Below are 14,940 nucleotides of genomic sequence, written 5' to 3' on the forward strand. Positions count from 1 at the left end.
AACCGTGATCACGACATTCGCCGCTGCACGCCAGCGCGTCCTCGCCGTGCTGGGCGCGCTGTCGATGTACCGCCTGGTGCTGTTCGCCCTCATCGCCCTCGCCGCGATCGCCCTCGTCCTGTCGCTGTTCGGGGTGATCGTGTCGCCGACGCCCGTCGAGCTCGTGGTGTCCTTCGCGGTGCTCGCGGCCGTGATCTCGTCGGTGGACGCGGCGGCGCAGCGCATCCTCCAGCTGCCGTGGCGGATCGAGTCGTCGCTGGTGACCGCGCTCATCCTGCTGTTCGTGCTGCGTCCCGGTGTGGAGCCCGCAGCCCTGCTCGGGCTCGCGATCGCGGGCGCCGTGGCGAGCGTGTCGAAGTACGTGATCGCCTGGCGCGGCCGCCACATCTTCAACCCGGCGGCCTTCGGTGCGGCGGTCGTCTCGATCCTCGGCGCGTTCGGAGCCTTCGCGTGGCTGGGTACCTCGTCGTCGTGGTGGGTCGGCACTCCGGTGCTCGCCGTGCCGGTGGTGCTGCTCGGGCTCGCCGTGCTCTGGCGCACCGAGAAGATCCGGGTCGTGTCGCTCTTCCTCGTGGCCGCGGTGGCCACGTCCCTGGTGCGCCAGGCCGTGCAGGCGGCGCAGTTCGACATCCCGTTCGACCTCGTCACGGCGCTGTCGTTCGCGGTGCTGCAGTCGCCGTTCCTGTTCCTCGGCGCGTTCATGCTGTCCGAGCCGCTCACGCTCCCGCCGCGACGGCGACAGCAGCTCGCGGTCGCGGTCCTGGTCGGCGTGCTCGCCGGCTGGCCGATCTCGGTGGCCGGGCTGTTCACGCTCGGCCAGGAGCGGGCGCTGCTGATCGGCAACCTGCTCGCCTTCGCGTTCGCGCTGCGGGGCTCGGTGCGGCTCGTGCTGGAGCGTCGCACCTTCGTCACCCCGACCGCGCAGGAGCTCACGTTCCGCGCGAAGGGGCGGGTCCGGTTCCTCGCCGGCCAGTACCTCGAGCTGGACGTGCCGCACCGCCGTCCCGACGCGCGGGGCACTCGACGGGAGTTCAGCATCGTCTCGGCACCGGCCGACCTGCCGACGCTGCGCATCGCGTACAAGAACGGCGACCAGAAGCACCCGTCCAGCTACAAGCGCGCGCTGGCGGCCGCGGAGCCGGGGGCGACGTTCGCGGTCACCGGCACGTGGGGCGACTTCGTCCTGCCGCGCGGCGAGCAGCCCGTGCTCATGGTCGCGGCGGGCATCGGCGTGACGCCGTTCGTGTCGCAGTTGCGGCAGCTGCGGGCCACGGGTCAGCAGCGCGACGTGGTGCTGGTCTACGTCGCCGCGGAGGCCGCGGAGCTCGCGTTCCGGGAGGAGCTGGAGGCGACCGGCGTGCGGACGGTGGTGTTCACGCGCGACGAGCCCACCGGGCTTCCCGCGCACTGGTCCTGGGCGCGGGGCGCGCGCCTGGGTGCGGAGTCGCTCGAGCAGGCCGTGCCCGACCTGGCCGAGCGGCACGCGTTCATCTCCGGACCGCCGCGGCTGATCGCCGACCTCGCGCCGGCGCTGCAGAGGGCGCGCAGCCTCACGACCGACGCGTTCGCGGGTTACTGAGCGGGGGCCGGAGCGGGCGCGGACGGGATCCGCACCGTGAAGGTGGTGTCACCCGGCTCGCTGGTCACGTCGATCACGCCGCCGTGCCCCTCGACGATGGCCTTCACGATCGCGAGGCCGAGCCCGGTGCCGCCGGTCTGACGGGCGCGCGAGGTGTCACCGCGGGCGAAGCGGGCGAAGAGCTCGTCGCGGATCGCGGGGTCGATGCCCGGCCCGTCGTCGTGCACGCGGAGCACGGCGTCGTCGCCCTCCCTGGCGACGCTGAGCGTCACCGTGGTCCCCGCCGGGGTGTGTGCCCTGGCGTTCGCGAGCAGGTTCGCCACCACCTGGTGCATGCGCCCGGCATCGCCCAGGATCAGCACCGGCTCGTCCGGGACCTCGATGCTCCAGTGGTGCTCGGGCGCGGTCGGCCGCGCGTCGGAGAGGCCCTCCAGCGCGAGCTGCGCGAGGTCGACGTTGCTGTAGACGAGCTCGCGGCCCTCGTCGAGCCGGGCGAGCAGCAGCAGGTCCTCCACGAGCCTGGTCATGCGCAGCGACTGCGCCTGGATGCGCTCCAGCGACGACGTGGTGCCCTCGATCGCCTCGGGGGCCTTGGCGGGGTCGGTCGCGGCGTCCGCCTGACGGAGGGCGCGCAGGGAGAGCTCGGAGTAGCCGCGGATCGAGGCGAGCGGGGTGCGCAGCTCGTGGCTCGCGTCGGCGACGAACTGCCGCATGCGCTCCTCGTTCTTCTGCCGAGCGGCGAGGGAGACGTCCACGTGGTCGAGCAGCTTGTTGAGCGCCGCGCCCACCAGCCCGGTCTCCGTGCGCGGATCGGCCTCGGCGGGCGGCACGCGCTCGGTGATGCTGACCTCGCCGCGGTCGAGCTGCTGGTTCGCGACCCGGGTGGCGGTCGCGGCGACCGCGCGCAGCGGACGAAGGCTCACCCGGATGGTCACCGCGGTGGTGAGGGCGAGGAGGATCAGGCCGCCCACGGTCGCGAGCACGATCACGGTGAGCAGCTGCGTGAGCTGGTTCTGGATCTCGTCGCGGGGGAGTCCGGTGACCACGACGACCCCGTTGCTCGCGGTGGTCGCGAAGACGCGGTACGAGCCCAGCCCGTCGAACGTGATGGTGCCCTGGGTGCCGAGGGCGACCGTGCCGTACAGCTGTCGCAGCTGCTCGGAGGTGAGGGTGGTCGACCGGTTGCTGAGCTCGGCGCGGTTGTCGTGGAACGCGACGCCCGTGGCGCCGGCGACGGGGCTTCCCACCGAGAGCAGCAGCCCCGGCACGGGGTCGATGCGGTAGAGGATGTTCTCGACGGTCGCATCGGACGGCGCGACCCGCTCGACGACCTGGTCGCGGATCGTGACGGCGTAGCCCTTGACCTTGTCGTCGAGCTGCTGTTCGAGCGTGCTGCCGAGGGTGGCGCTGGTGATGATGGCGACGATGACGAGGATGAGCGACACGAAGCCGATCACGGCCGTCATGAGCCGCGTCTGCAGGCTCATGGGGCGTCGCGTCATCGTCGCTCCGCTCACTGCGGGGCCTTGATCATGTAGCCGACGCCGCGCACCGTGTGCAGCAGAGGAGTGCGTCCGGCGTCGATCTTCTTGCGCAGGTAGGAGATGTACAGCTCGACCACCGACGACTTCCCGCCGAAGTCGTAGCTCCACACCCGGTCGAGGATCTGCGCCTTCGACAGCACGCGGCGCTCGTTGCGCATCAGGTAGCGCAGCAGCTCGAACTCGGTCGCGGTCAGCTCGATCTCGGTGCCGTCGCGCACGACCTCGTGGCTGTCTTCGTTGAGCGTGAGGTCGGCCACGCGGAGGATGGACTGCCCGTCGTCTGCGGTCGCATGACCGGTGCGGCGGATGATCGCGCGCAGGCGGGCGATCACCTCTTCGAGGCTGAACGGCTTGGTCACGTAGTCGTCGCCGCCGGCGGTGAGGCCCGCCACGCGGTCGCCGACGGCGTCCTTGGCCGTGAGGAACAGCACGGGCACGAGGTTGCCCGCATCGCGGAGCCGCTTGAGCACGGACATCCCGTCGAGGTCGGGCATCATGATGTCGAGCACGAGCGCGTCCGGCTCGAACTCCTTGGCCACCTGGATGGCCTCGAGGCCGGACGACGCGGTGCGCACCTCCCACCCCTCCATCCGCAGGGCCATGGCGAGCAGGTCGGTGAGCATCTGCTCGTCGTCCACGGCGAGGATGCGCAGAGGGGAGCCGTCGGGGCGGCGCAGTTCGGGCAGGTCGCTGGTCATAGCGTCTATTCTGCGGAATCTCCTATGCGATTTCTATGGAGGCCGCTATGTGTTCTCTGGGAACAGCCCTCCCGAATGTCTGCGCCCGGGTCTACCGTGTGCTCATGACCGACAGCGTCGAGCATCCTTCCCCCATCGTCCACCGTCCCTCCACCGTCTCCGAGGTCGCCGACCTCGTCCGTCGCGCCGCACGGGAGCCCGTCCCGCTGACCGTCGTCTCCGGCGGGCACGGCCCCTGGTCGCACGCCCCCGCACCCGGCATCCGCATCGAGCTCGGCGCCCTGTCCTCCGTCGAGGTCGAGGGCACCAGGGTCCGCATCGGCGGCGGCGCCGTCTGGGGCCACGTGGCCGCGGAGCTCGCGAACCACCGCCTCGCGCTCAGCTCGGGCGACACCGCGAGCGTCGGCGTGGGCGGTCTCACCCTCGGCGGCGGCATCGGCTGGATGGTCCGGGCCTGGGGCCTCGCGGTCGACCAGCTGGTCGGCGCGCAGGTCGTGACCGCGACCGGCGACGTGATCGAGACCTCCGCCGACGAGCACCCCGACCTGTTCTGGGCGCTGCGGGGCGGTGGCGGCAACTTCGGCATCGTCACCCGCTTCGACTTCGAGGCGCACCGGCTCCCGGGCATCGCGCTGGCCGAGAACGTCGTCGACGGTGATGCCACCGACGTCCTCCGGGCGACACGCGACCTGATGCGCGATGCCCCGCGCGAGCTCACCGTCACGTTCATGGACGTGCCGCCCATGGACCCGAGTGCTCCAGCGGGCGCCAGGCTCACCGCGGTCTGGGCCGGCCCCGAGCCCGAGGCGCTGCAGGCCGCCCTCGCCCCGATCGCCGCGCTCGATGGCGTGCACAGTGAGGTCAGTACGCCGGCCTACCGCGACATCCTGCTGGAGATGCCGCAGCCCGAGGGGGAGGAGGCCCCCGCTCCTCCCGGGTTCATCGCGGCCAACGGGCTCATGTCCGACCTCGATGACGAGCTGATCGACCGCCTGATCGCCTTCCGGAGCGCCTATCCGGCGTCGGTCGTGTTCCTGCGCTCGCTCGGCGGCGCCTTCGCCGACGTGCCCCAGGAGGCGACCGCGTTCCCCGCCCGTTCCGCGACCTGGTTCGTGATGGCGGCCGCCTTCGACATCCCCGGACTGCTCGACGACGCCGCGCGCGAGCGCGCTGCCGTCGAGGTCCAGCGGATCGCCGCGGGGCGCCTCGCCGAGTACAGCAACTTCGTCGACACGGAGCAGTCCGAGACGGTCGCCGGCATGTATGCCGAAGAGGCGTTCGCCCGGCTCCTCGAGGTCAAGCGGCAGTGGGACCCGCAGAACCTGTTCCGCCGCAACCACAACATCAGCGTCTGAGCGACGACGCACGAGGGCCCGGGAACCATGCGGTTCCCGGGCCCTCGTCGCACGGAGGCGTCAGTGCGTGTCCTCGGCCTCGATCTCGGTGCGGTCGCCCGACCACAGCGTGTGGAACGTGCCGTCCTTGTCGATGCGCTTGTAGGTGTGGGCGCCGAAGAAGTCGCGCTGGCCCTGCACGAGCGCGGCGGGGAGCCGGTCGGCGCGGATGCCGTCGTAGTACGACAGCGACGACGAGAACGCCGGGGCGGGGATGCCCGACTGCGCGGCCGTCACCACGACGCGGCGCCAGGCGGACTGGGCGCGGGTCAGCGCCTCGGCGAAGTACGGCGCCGTCATCAGCACGGGAAGGTCGGGCGTCTCGGCGTAGGCGTCCGCGATCCGGTTCAGGAACTGCGCCCGGATGATGCAGCCGCCGCGCCAGATCTTGGAGATCGCGCCGAGGTCGATGTTCCAGCCGTACTCGGCGGCCCCCGCGCGGATCTCGTCGAAGCCCTGCGAGTACGCGACGATCTTCGACGCGTAGAGCGCCAGGCGCACGTCCTCGATGAACGCATCGACCTGATCGGCCGGCACGGTGAACTCCTCGTCGGGTCCGGGCAGCGACGCGGCGACGGCGCGCTGGTCGGGGTGCGAGGAAAGCGAGCGGGCGAAGGTCGCCTCGGCGATGCCGGAGACCGGGACGCCGAGCGACAGCGCGGTCTGCACGGTCCAGGCGCCGGTGCCCTTGGCGCCGGCCTGGTCGAGGATCACATCGACGAGGGGCTTGCCGGTCTCCGCATCCACCTGACGGAGCACCTCGGCGGTGATCTCGATCAGGTACGACTCGAGCTCGCCGCGGTTCCACTCCGCGAAGGTCTCGGCGATCTCGGCGGGCGACTTGCCGGTGCCGCGACGGATGAGGTCGTAGGCCTCGGCGATCAGCTGCATGTCGGCGTACTCGATGCCGTTGTGCACCATCTTGACGAAGTGGCCGGCACCGTCGTGACCCACGTGCGTGACGCACGGTTCGCCCTCGGCGACCGCCGCGATGGACTTGAGGATCGGGCCGAGCGTGACCCACGACTCGTCGGAGCCGCCGGGCATGATCGAGGGACCGGTGAGCGCACCCTCTTCGCCGCCGGAGATGCCGGCGCCGACGAAGTTGATGCCCGTCTCCCGCACGGCCTTCTCGCGGCGGATGGTGTCGGGGAAGTAGGCGTTGCCGCCGTCGACGATGATGTCGCCCGGCTCGAACACCTCGACCAGCGAATCGATCACCGCGTCGGTCGGGGCACCCGCCTTGACCATGATGATGGCCGTGCGCGGCTTCTGCAGCGCATCGGCGAACTCCTGGTACGTCCGGGCGGGGATGAAGCCGGCTTCCGGATGCTCCTCGAGGAGGGTCTCGGTCTTCTCGTAGCTGCGGTTGAAGATCGCCACGGTGTTGCCCTCGCGGCTGGCGAGGTTGCGGGCGAGGTTCGACCCCATGACGGCGAGTCCGACGACTCCGATGTTCGCTGATGCTTCGGGCACAGAGGGCTCCTCGATCGTGAAGAAGGGTTGTGTTCAGCGTATCGCTGTGCGGTCGGTCGGCGCGCGATCGTGTCCTCGTGAGGCCGCGGCGGTGCGGCCCGCCTCGACCTCTACGCTGGTCGGAGCAGGCCTGCAGAGAGGGAGTCGTCGTGACGGAGTCCGAGAAGAAGGTGCGCGCCGTGGTGGCGGTGCCGCTGCCCGAGGAGCTGTGCCGGCTCATCGAAGAGCTGGAGCCGCGCCTGGAGGTGGTGAGCGATCCGTCGCTCGTGCCGCCGATGCGCGGGCCCGCGGACTGGTCGGGCGACCCCGGGTTCACGCGCACGCCCCAGCAGCAGGAGGCCTTCGACGCCCTGGTCGACTCCGCCGACGTGCTGTTCGGGATCCCGGACGTCGATCCCCGCGCGCTGGCGCGCACGGTGTCCGCGAACCCGCGGCTGCGCTGGGTCATGACCACGGCGGCGGGCGGCGGGAGCACGGTGCGCGCCGCGGACCTCGGTCGCGCCGACCTGGACCGGGTCGTCTTCACCACGAGCGCCGGCGTGCACGGTGGCACGCTCGCCGAGTTCGCGGTGTTCGCCGTGCTCGCCGGTGCCAAGGGGTTGCCGCGTCTGCTGGAGGATCAGCGCGACCGTCGCTGGCCCGAGCGGTGGGAGATGAGGCAGGTCGAGGAGATGACGGTGCTCGTCGTCGGGTTGGGCGGGATCGGAGCGGAGTGCGCGCGCCGATTCGACGCGCTGGGTGCGCGGGTGTGGGGCACGAGCCGTTCCGGCCGCCCGGTGGAGGGGGTCGAGCGGCTCGTCTCCCCGGATGCGCTGAGCGAGGTGGTCGCGGAGGTCGACGCGATCGTGGTCACGCTGCCCGGTACCGCGCAGACCCGGCACCTGATCGGCGACGACGTGCTGCGGGCGGTGCGCCCCGGGGTGATCGTCACCAACGTGGGCCGGGGGAGCGTGATCGACGAGGCCGCGCTGCTGCGGGCGCTGGACGACGGGCGCGTGGGGTTCGCCGGGCTGGACGTGTTCGAGGAGGAGCCGCTGCCGGAGGACTCGCCCCTGTGGTCGCACCCGCGCGTGCTCGTGAGTCCGCACACCGCGGCGCTCAGCTCCCGCGAGGAGGAGCGCATCGCCCGCCGCTTCGCGGAGAACGCCACCCGCCTGCTCGACGGCCGCGAGCTGCGCGCCGTGGTCGACACCGTCGAGTTCTACTGATCCGGGCGGCGATGAGCGTCCGCATCGTGGTGATGGGGCCGAGCGGCTCGGGCAAGTCGACGGTGGGCCGGGCCCTCGCGGAGGCGCTGGACGCGCGGTTCGTCGACGGTGACGATCTGCATCCGCTCACCAGCGTCGACAAGATGGCTGCCGGTGTCCCGCTCGACGACGAGGACCGCCTGCCGTGGTTGCGGGTCGTGGGCGAGACGCTGCGCGCGCACGACCGGATCGTGATCGCCTGCTCCGCGCTGCGGCGTCGCTACCGCGAGGCGATCAGGGCGGGGGCGCCGGAGGCGTTCTTCGCGGAGCTCGTCGTCGATCCTGCGGTGCTGGCCGCGCGGATGCGGGCGAGGGAGGACCACTTCATGCCGGCGTCGCTGCTGGACTCGCAGCTCGCGGCGCTGGAGCCGCTGGAGGGCGATGAGCGCGGGGTGCGGGTCGAGGCCACGCGGAACCCCGCCGGGGAGGTCGACGCCATCGTCACCGCGTGGCGGGACGAGGAGCGTCGGAGGGGCGATCAGTCCTTGCGGTAGCCGGAGCGGCCGAGCGAGAACAGCGCGCCCGCGGTACCGATCGCGGCGCAGAGCGTCATGGCGCCGATGAGCCAGAGGAGGACGTGCGAGAGGAAGGCGCCGTCGAGCATGGGGGTACTCCGAGTTCTGCAGAAGGGACGGTGTCCTCAGCCTATCGGGTGATCCGGTACCATGGACACGTACCTCGGCGAGGGATGTTTCTGCGCGTGCGCGGATCTCCGTAATCGACGCGGCGAAGCAAGCCCGGTGGCTTTCCTCACGCGTCCGCGTTCGAGTTCACAATTCCAAGACCACCGCGCGGCGCCTTCGCTGCGTGCCCCGAAGGAGAACCCATGTCTGAAGACACCACGGTCCACGCCGAGCTGCGCAACAGCTTCGGCAAGGGCTTCGCCCGTCGTCTGCGCGCCGCCGGCAAGATCCCCGCCGTCATCTACGGCCACGGCACCGAGCCCGTGCACGTCGCGCTCCCGGGCCACCAGGTCTCGCTGATCGTGCGTCGCGCGAACGCGCTGCTCGACCTCGACATCGAGGGCACCTCGCAGCTCGCGCTCGTCAAGGACGTGCAGAAGGACCCGGTGCACCAGATCATCGAGCACATCGACCTGCTGGTCGTGAAGAAGGGCGAGAAGGTCGCGATCGACGTTCCCGTCGTCGTCACGGGCGAGTCGGCTCCCGGCACCATCGTCAACCTCGACGCGACCACGCTGTCGGTCGAGGCCGAGGCCACCCACATCCCGGAGCACATCGAGGTGTCGGTCGAGGGTCTCGAGGAGGGCGCGCACATCACGGCCGCCGACGTCACCCTGCCCAAGGGCTCGTCGCTGCTGACCGACCCCGAGGTCCTGGTCGTCGCGATCGCCGTTCCGGCCGCTCCGGTCGAGGACGAGGCCGAGGCCGCCGAGGGCGAGGCTCCCGCCGGGGCCGCCGAGGAGGCCGCCGCGGAGTGATCTCCGACAGCTTCACCACGGAGGGGACGCGATCGCATCGCGTCCCCTCCGTCGTATCCTGACCGGGTGCGCGGCGCCCGCGAGAGAGGACGAGGAATGGCAGTCACTTGGCTCGTTGTCGGACTCGGCAACCCGGGTCCGCGGTACGAGGCGACCCGCCACAACATCGGCCAGCTGGTCGTCGACGAGTTGGCGAGCAGGCGCGGCGAGACGTTCCGTGAGCACAAGGGCGGTGCTCGCGTGGTGGAGACGTGGCTGCGCCCGGGGGCGGACAAGCTCGTGCTCGCCAAGCCGAACACCTTCATGAACGTCTCGGGGACACCGGTCGCCGCACTGGCCCGGTTCTACTCCGTCGCGCCGGAGCACGTGGTCGTGGTGCACGACGAGCTCGACATCCCGTTCGACACGGTGAAGCTGAAGACGGGCGGCGGCCACGGCGGACACAACGGCGTGCGCGACGTGGCGCGCGCGCTCACGACGCCCGAGTTCCCGCGCGTGCGCGTGGGGATCGGGCGCCCGCCCGGGCGTCAGGACCCTGCCGATTGGGTGCTGTCCCCGTTCGGGAAGGACGAGCGGGCGAACCTGCCGCTCCTCGTCGCGGATGCCGCCGATGCGGTCGAGCTGCTGGTGGACGAGGGGCTCCTGGCCGCGCAGCAGAAGCACCACGCGCCCCGCTGAGCGGTCGTGCACTCAGGCGGGGGAGCCCGCGAATCCGGCGGCACCACCGACGGCGAACGTGACGAGCACGACGGCGGAGAAGATCACGACGCCGAGCACGGCGAGCACGAGCGCGGCGATCCCGGCACCGCGACCCTGCCGACGGCGGATCGCGATGATGCCGAGGACGAGCGCGGCGACGCCGAACACCGTCCCGGTCCAGAACGACAGCTCCGCCCACAGCACCTGATCTCGCGCCGGGCTGAGGACGCTCAGGTCGTTGCCGCTCGAGACGCCGTAGGGGAGTCGTCGGCCGATCTCGAAGGCGCTGATGCCGCCGAGGATCGGGGCCACGACGGCCGCGACGAGGGAGAAGACGAGGGCGAGCGAGCCCAGGACGCCGGAGCGCTGCGGAGCCGCATCCGGCACACTGTAGGCCCCGGACGGCACCGCGTAGCCGCCCACGGGCACGGCGTAGGCACCGGGAGGGGCGGCGGGTGCGACCGGAGCCGCGGTCGGGTATGCCCCGGGGGCGGTGGCGTATGCCGGGGGTACCGGGGCAGCGCCGTACGACGGCGGGACCGGGGCGGCTGCGTACGACGGCGGGACCGGTGCGGCATCGTATGCGGGCGCGACCGGGGCGGCATCGTATGCGGGCGGGACCGGGGCGGCATCGTATGCGGGCGGGACCGGGGCGGCGGACGGCGCGGGGGCGTATGCCGGGGGTGTCGGCGGGGGTCCGTCGGGGGTCGAGCGTGCGTCGGGGGGAGGAGGCAGCTGGGGATCGGTCACGCCCCCCATCCTAGAGGCGCTGCCGTCCTCGCCCCCGGGCGCCGCCGCCGTCAGACCCGCCGGAGCAGTCCGACGCGGTCGTACACGTCGGACAGCGTCGCATCGGCGACGGCGTCCGCGCGGGCGGCGTTCGCGGCGAGGATGCGGTCGAGCTCGGCCGGGTCGTCGAGGAGCTCGAGCGCGCGCTCCCGCACCGGCCCGAACTCCGCCACCACGACCTCTGCCAGGCCCTTCTTGAAGTCTCCGTAGCCACGGCCCGCGTACTCGTCCTCGATCGCGGCGATCTGCCGACCGGTGAGGGCTGCGTAGATCGTCAGCAGGTTCGAGACACCGGGCTTGTTCTCGCGGTCGAACCGCACCGAGCCCTCGTTGTCGGTCACGGCCCGCATGATCTTCTTGGCCGACTTGGCCGGGTCGTCGAGCATCCACAGGACGCCGGCGTCGCTCTCCGCCGACTTCGACATCTTCGCGGTCGGGTTCTGCAGGTCGTAGATCCGTGCCGTCTCCTTCTGGATGACGGGGATCGGCACCGTGAAGGTGGGACCGAAGCGCGTGTTGAAGCGCTCGGCGAGGTCGCGCGTGAGCTCGACGTGCTGCTTCTGGTCGTCGCCGACCGGCACGACGTCGGTCTGGTAGAGGAGGATGTCCGCGGCCATGAGCACTGGATAGGTGAAGAGTCCGACGCTGGTCGCGTCAGCGCCGTACCGGGCGGACTTGTCCTTGAACTGCGTCATGCGACCGGCCTCGCCGAAACCGGTGATCGTGCTGAGGATCCAGGCCAGCTCGGCGTGTGCGCGCACGTGGGACTGCACGTACAGCGTCGACTGCGAGGGCTCGATGCCCGCTGCGATGTACTGCGCAGCCGTCCGGCGCGTCTTCTCCCGCAGCTCCGCCGGCTCCTGGGCCACGGTCAGGGCGTGCAGGTCGACCACGGAGAAGAAGGCGTCGTACGAGTTCTGCAGCTCTCGCCACTGCAGGAGAGCGCCGATGTAGTTGCCGATCTGGAGGGAGTCGGCGGAGGGCTGCATTCCGGAGTAGAGACGAGGCTTGTTCACCCGTCAATCCTATGCGCCCGTCGCGCGGCCCTCCGCGCGGCCGTCGCCTACGCTGGCGGCATGACCGAGACACCCCCGCCCGCACGAGGCCAGGTCTTCCTCGACGCCCTCGGAGCGGAGGCGGAGCGACTGCATCCGGAACTGCTCGCCTCGTTTCGTCGCCCCTCGGCCGTCGGTCACGCGGAGGGAGTGTTCGCGATCGCGGGAAGCCGCTTCGGTCGATGGTCGGCGCTCGCCCGTCCCGTCGTGGGCCCGCGTCTGCTCGTCACCGCCCGGGGCCGCGCGGTGCCCTTCACGCTGATGACGGTGTCCGGGCGGTCTCCGTCGGGGCGTGCCACGCTCGACTCCGTCCGCGTGTTCGGCTTCTCCCGCGGTGCGCAGGAGATCGCCGACCGTCTGACCGTGAGCGTCCGCCCTGGGCTGGTGCGCAACCTCCTCGGCTCGCGCGGTCGGGTCGAGCTGATCGAGGCGTGCTCCGTGACACCGGAGGGGTTCCTCCGCATGAGCACGGTGCGGGTCGCGCTGCGTCTGTGCGGTCGACGGGTCGCGCTCCGCGGACCCCTCGGCGTGCACGTCGATCTCGTGGACGGCTGGGACGAGGAGCACCGTCGCCGCACGATCGACATGCGCGCGGTGAACCCGGTGCTGGGGACGGTCTTGGAGTACCGAGGGTGGTACCGCGAACAGGACCGGCACGCGGCTGCGCAGCCCGGCTCGCGGCCCGGCTCCTAGCGAGCCCGGCACGACGCGACCGCCCGCGCGGCCGGCTCGGCGCGATCCGTGTCCGGGTAACGCGCTCTGTGCGCGAGCGCGGCCCGGCACGACGCGACCGCCCGCGCGGCCGGCTCGGCGTCGTCAGTACGAGTAGTCGACGACGACCGGTGCGTGGTCGCTCCAGCGCTGGTCGTAGGCGGCGGCCCTGGCGACGTGGTAAGCCTCGACCCGTTCCGCGAGAGCGGGAGTTGCGAGGTGGTAGTCGATGCGCCACCCGGAGTCGTTGTCGAATGCCTTCCCGCGCATGGACCACCACGTGTACGGACCGTCGACCTCACCGTGGAAGCGGCGCCCGACATCGACCCAGCCGAGGCCGGTGCCGACCGAGCCATCGGTCCCCGTGATCGACGTGCCCGCCTCGCCGAGGAACCGGTCGAAGTACGCGCGTTCCCGCGGGAGGAAGCCGGCCTTGGTGCGGTTCCCGCGCCAGTTCTTGATGTCGAGCTCGCGGTGGCCGACGTTGAGGTCGCCCGTGACGAGGGCGAGGGCGCCGTCGGTGTTCAGCGACGCGAGTCGGGCCTCGAACGCGTCGAGGAACTTCCACTTCTCGTCCTGCTTCGGGGTGTCCGCCTCGCCCGAGTGCACGTAGGCGCTGACCACCGTCAGCGGCCGGTCGCCGATCACGTAGTCGGCCTCGATCCAGCGACCCTTCGAATCGAAGTCCTCCGGCCCGAAGTCGGTGCGGGAAGCGACGGCGGGGAGGCGGCTGGCGATCGCGACGCCTGCGCGCCCCTTCGCCGTCGCCTCGTCGTGCACGAAGGTCCATCCGGGGAGGGCGGCCTCGATGTGCTCGTCCTGGCCGCGGACCTCCTGCAGGGTGAGGATGTCGATGTCCGCCGCGTCGAGCCACGAGCTCATCCCGTTGCGAGCCGCCGCTCGGATCCCGTTGACATTGACCGTGGCGATACGCAGATGAGGCATTCCTCCAGCCTAACGAGCGCCTCCGACATCACCGCGGTCCTGGCGGTGGTTGAGCTCCGTGAGCAGACGCTGTGCCAGCGGGGAACCCGCCGGCAGCGGCGGCGGGGCAGTGGCCTCGAGGTGCGCCACTTCCTCCCGTGCGTGGCGCAGCGCCCGCTCGGTCGCCCACACGCGGTACCAGGGGGCGGCATCGCGGTCCGCCTGCGCGTCTCGGGCTCGGATGCGCGCGGCGACGAGCAGCGCCCGGTGCTCGTCGATGCGGCGCTCCGCCTCGGTCTGGGCGAGGAGCGGCAGGTCGCGGTCCTGTGCCGTCACCGCCATCCACGACGCCGCGACGAGCATCACGACGCCGTTCACGCGGAACCACAGCAGCAGTCCGACGAAGATCGCGAACGTGGCCAGGAGAGGGTTCGACGGCGTGTAGCTCAGCAGGAAGCCGACACCGAACTGCAGCACGGTCATGGCCGCACCGCCGAGGAGTGCGCCCGGCCAGATCACTCCCCAGTGCAGCGAGGTCCCGGTGAGGAATCGCACCATCGCGGCCAGGGCCCCGGTCAGGAGCACGAAGGACACGAGCACGGTCCCGATCCGGATGCTGAGGTTCAGCCCGTCCGATCCGGAGTCCCACCCGAGGAGGGTGAGGAGCCAGCGCAGCACGGCCGCACTGGCCGAGCTGAGGGCCGACCCGAGGATCAGGGCCACCCCGAAGATGAGGGCCGCGAGCAGATCGCGGGCCTTCAGCAGCAGGTAGCTGCGGCGGTCGGGCTCGAGCCCGAAGATGTCTCGCACGGCGCGGCGGGAGAAGGTGACCCAGCCGATCGCGGTCCAGATCACCGTGCCCAGGGCGATGAGGCCGGTGACGCCGAGCACGCCGGTCGTGTTGGAGGCGATCTCCTGCACCTGCTGCGGTGTGAACACGCCGCCCTGATCGAGGATCAGGTTCGGGATGTAGTTGTTGATGATGTCGATGAGGCCGTTGACTGCATCTTCGCTGCCGCCCAGCCAGAGACCGGCGATGGCGAAGGCCAGGTACACAGCGGCGAAGATGGCGAACAGCGCCTGATAGCTCACGCCCGCGGCGAGCAGGAAGCCGTTGTGCTGCAGGAAGTGTCGCCACACCCGCACCGGGAACAGTCCCAGGGTGCGCTGCGTCAGCGCGGTCGCGCGCTCGACCGCCGCATCGAGACGACCGGGCTCGGTCGCGGCACCAGTGGGGTCGGACACGACCCCACCCTATCCAAGGCGCCCCACGCCGGGACGCCTCCGAGACGCGGGGAGGGGGGGGGCGGGGGTGGGGAGGGTCCCGCCCCCTCGGCGCCGTCGCTCACGGCGTCGGCGAAGTTATCCACAGTTCTCTCCACA

Annotated in this window: 15 protein-coding genes; 7 read left to right on the forward strand and 8 right to left on the reverse strand. The window is 71.4% G+C overall.

What is annotated here, in order from left to right:
- Positions 1–4: 4 nt before the first annotated feature.
- Positions 5–1,579: an FAD-dependent oxidoreductase gene (locus ACFV3I_RS17845; RefSeq protein WP_378823868.1), complete on the forward strand. Its 1,575-nt coding sequence runs from the start codon at positions 5–7 to the stop codon at positions 1,577–1,579.
- Here ACFV3I_RS17845 and ACFV3I_RS17850 read toward each other — a convergent pair.
- Together ACFV3I_RS17850 and ACFV3I_RS17855 are read right to left on the reverse strand one after the other, a co-directional pair.
- On the reverse strand, positions 1,573–3,081 hold the full coding sequence (locus ACFV3I_RS17850; protein ID WP_240753228.1) for a cell wall metabolism sensor histidine kinase WalK: 1,509 nt from the start codon (positions 3,079–3,081) through the stop codon (positions 1,573–1,575). The two genes, ACFV3I_RS17845 and ACFV3I_RS17850, sit on opposite strands and share 7 nt — an antisense overlap.
- 11 nt (positions 3,082–3,092) lie before the next feature.
- On the reverse strand, positions 3,093–3,821 hold the full coding sequence (locus ACFV3I_RS17855; RefSeq protein ID WP_136030408.1) for a response regulator transcription factor: 729 nt from the start codon (positions 3,819–3,821) through the stop codon (positions 3,093–3,095).
- Between the two features lie 104 nt (positions 3,822–3,925).
- On the opposite strand from ACFV3I_RS17855, the gene ACFV3I_RS17860 reads away from it, so the two are divergent.
- Complete coding sequence (locus tag ACFV3I_RS17860) at positions 3,926–5,176, forward strand: FAD-binding oxidoreductase (RefSeq protein WP_168442807.1); 1,251 nt, start codon at positions 3,926–3,928, stop codon at positions 5,174–5,176.
- 60 nt (positions 5,177–5,236) lie between these two features.
- Here ACFV3I_RS17860 and gndA read toward each other — a convergent pair whose 3' ends face one another.
- On the reverse strand, positions 5,237–6,691 hold the full coding sequence (gene gndA / locus ACFV3I_RS17865) for an NADP-dependent phosphogluconate dehydrogenase (RefSeq protein ID WP_378823870.1): 1,455 nt from the start codon (positions 6,689–6,691) through the stop codon (positions 5,237–5,239).
- A 149-nt stretch (positions 6,692–6,840) separates the two neighbouring features.
- Here gndA and ACFV3I_RS17870 point away from each other — a divergent pair, with 149 nt between their 5' ends.
- Together ACFV3I_RS17870 and ACFV3I_RS17875 are read left to right on the forward strand one after the other, a co-directional pair.
- Complete coding sequence (locus ACFV3I_RS17870) at positions 6,841–7,899, forward strand: D-2-hydroxyacid dehydrogenase (protein WP_136030404.1); 1,059 nt, start codon at positions 6,841–6,843, stop codon at positions 7,897–7,899.
- An 11-nt stretch (positions 7,900–7,910) separates the two neighbouring features.
- Positions 7,911–8,432, forward strand: a complete 522-nt coding sequence (locus ACFV3I_RS17875) for a gluconokinase (RefSeq protein ID WP_136030402.1) — start codon at positions 7,911–7,913, stop codon at positions 8,430–8,432.
- Here the strand turns inward: ACFV3I_RS17875 and ACFV3I_RS17880 are convergent.
- Positions 8,417–8,542 (reverse strand): hypothetical protein, encoded by a 126-nt coding sequence (locus ACFV3I_RS17880; RefSeq protein WP_275090547.1) that lies wholly within the window; start codon positions 8,540–8,542, stop codon positions 8,417–8,419. The two genes, ACFV3I_RS17875 and ACFV3I_RS17880, sit on opposite strands and share 16 nt — an antisense overlap.
- Positions 8,543–8,764: 222 nt before the next feature.
- On the opposite strand from ACFV3I_RS17880, the gene ACFV3I_RS17885 reads away from it, so the two are divergent.
- Entirely contained in the window at positions 8,765–9,379 is a 615-nt protein-coding gene (locus ACFV3I_RS17885) for a 50S ribosomal protein L25/general stress protein Ctc (RefSeq protein WP_378823871.1), read from the forward strand.
- Between the two features lie 96 nt (positions 9,380–9,475).
- A complete protein-coding gene (gene pth / locus ACFV3I_RS17890) occupies positions 9,476–10,057 on the forward strand; it encodes an aminoacyl-tRNA hydrolase (RefSeq protein WP_136036311.1) in 582 nt (193 codons plus the stop codon).
- Positions 10,058–10,069: 12 nt separating this feature from the next.
- Here pth and ACFV3I_RS17895 read toward each other — a convergent pair whose 3' ends face one another.
- On the reverse strand, positions 10,070–10,828 hold the full coding sequence (locus tag ACFV3I_RS17895) for a hypothetical protein (protein ID WP_378823873.1): 759 nt from the start codon (positions 10,826–10,828) through the stop codon (positions 10,070–10,072).
- Positions 10,829–10,878: 50 nt separating this feature from the next.
- Positions 10,879–11,883 (reverse strand): tryptophan--tRNA ligase, encoded by a 1,005-nt coding sequence (trpS, locus tag ACFV3I_RS17900; RefSeq protein ID WP_136044440.1) that lies wholly within the window; start codon positions 11,881–11,883, stop codon positions 10,879–10,881.
- A 60-nt stretch (positions 11,884–11,943) separates the two neighbouring features.
- On the opposite strand from trpS, the gene ACFV3I_RS17905 reads away from it, so the two are divergent.
- On the forward strand, positions 11,944–12,615 hold the full coding sequence (locus ACFV3I_RS17905) for a DUF4166 domain-containing protein (RefSeq protein ID WP_378823875.1): 672 nt from the start codon (positions 11,944–11,946) through the stop codon (positions 12,613–12,615).
- 123 nt (positions 12,616–12,738) lie between these two features.
- Here the strand turns inward: ACFV3I_RS17905 and ACFV3I_RS17910 are convergent, their stop codons facing one another.
- Entirely contained in the window at positions 12,739–13,578 is an 840-nt protein-coding gene (locus ACFV3I_RS17910; RefSeq protein WP_136030390.1) for an exodeoxyribonuclease III, read from the reverse strand.
- 9 nt (positions 13,579–13,587) lie between these two features.
- Positions 13,588–14,802, reverse strand: coding sequence for a YihY/virulence factor BrkB family protein (locus tag ACFV3I_RS17915; RefSeq protein ID WP_378823878.1), 1,215 nt, complete (start codon positions 14,800–14,802; stop codon positions 13,588–13,590).
- Positions 14,803–14,940: the final 138 nt, after the last annotated feature.

The sequence above is a fragment of the Microbacterium sp. NPDC059771 genome (assembly GCF_042732495.1).
Taxonomy (GTDB): Bacteria; Actinomycetota; Actinomycetes; order Actinomycetales; family Microbacteriaceae; genus Microbacterium; species Microbacterium sufflavum.

Excerpts from the sequence above, each read along its gene's own strand:
- ACFV3I_RS17850 (WP_240753228.1), bottom strand. The coding sequence starts at position 3,081 with ATGACGCGACGCCCCATGAGCCTGCAGACGCGGCTCATGACGGCCGTG.
- ACFV3I_RS17855 (WP_136030408.1), bottom strand. The coding sequence starts at position 3,821 with ATGACCAGCGACCTGCCCGAACTGCGCCGCCCCGACGGCTCCCCTCTG.
- ACFV3I_RS17860 (WP_168442807.1), top strand. The coding sequence starts at position 3,926 with ATGACCGACAGCGTCGAGCATCCTTCCCCCATCGTCCACCGTCCCTCC.
- ACFV3I_RS17875 (WP_136030402.1), top strand. The coding sequence starts at position 7,911 with ATGAGCGTCCGCATCGTGGTGATGGGGCCGAGCGGCTCGGGCAAGTCG.
- ACFV3I_RS17880 (WP_275090547.1), bottom strand. The coding sequence starts at position 8,542 with ATGCTCGACGGCGCCTTCCTCTCGCACGTCCTCCTCTGGCTCATCGGC.
- ACFV3I_RS17885 (WP_378823871.1), top strand. The coding sequence starts at position 8,765 with ATGTCTGAAGACACCACGGTCCACGCCGAGCTGCGCAACAGCTTCGGC.
- pth (WP_136036311.1), top strand. The coding sequence starts at position 9,476 with ATGGCAGTCACTTGGCTCGTTGTCGGACTCGGCAACCCGGGTCCGCGG.
- ACFV3I_RS17905 (WP_378823875.1), top strand. The coding sequence starts at position 11,944 with ATGACCGAGACACCCCCGCCCGCACGAGGCCAGGTCTTCCTCGACGCC.
- ACFV3I_RS17910 (WP_136030390.1), bottom strand. The coding sequence starts at position 13,578 with ATGCCTCATCTGCGTATCGCCACGGTCAATGTCAACGGGATCCGAGCG.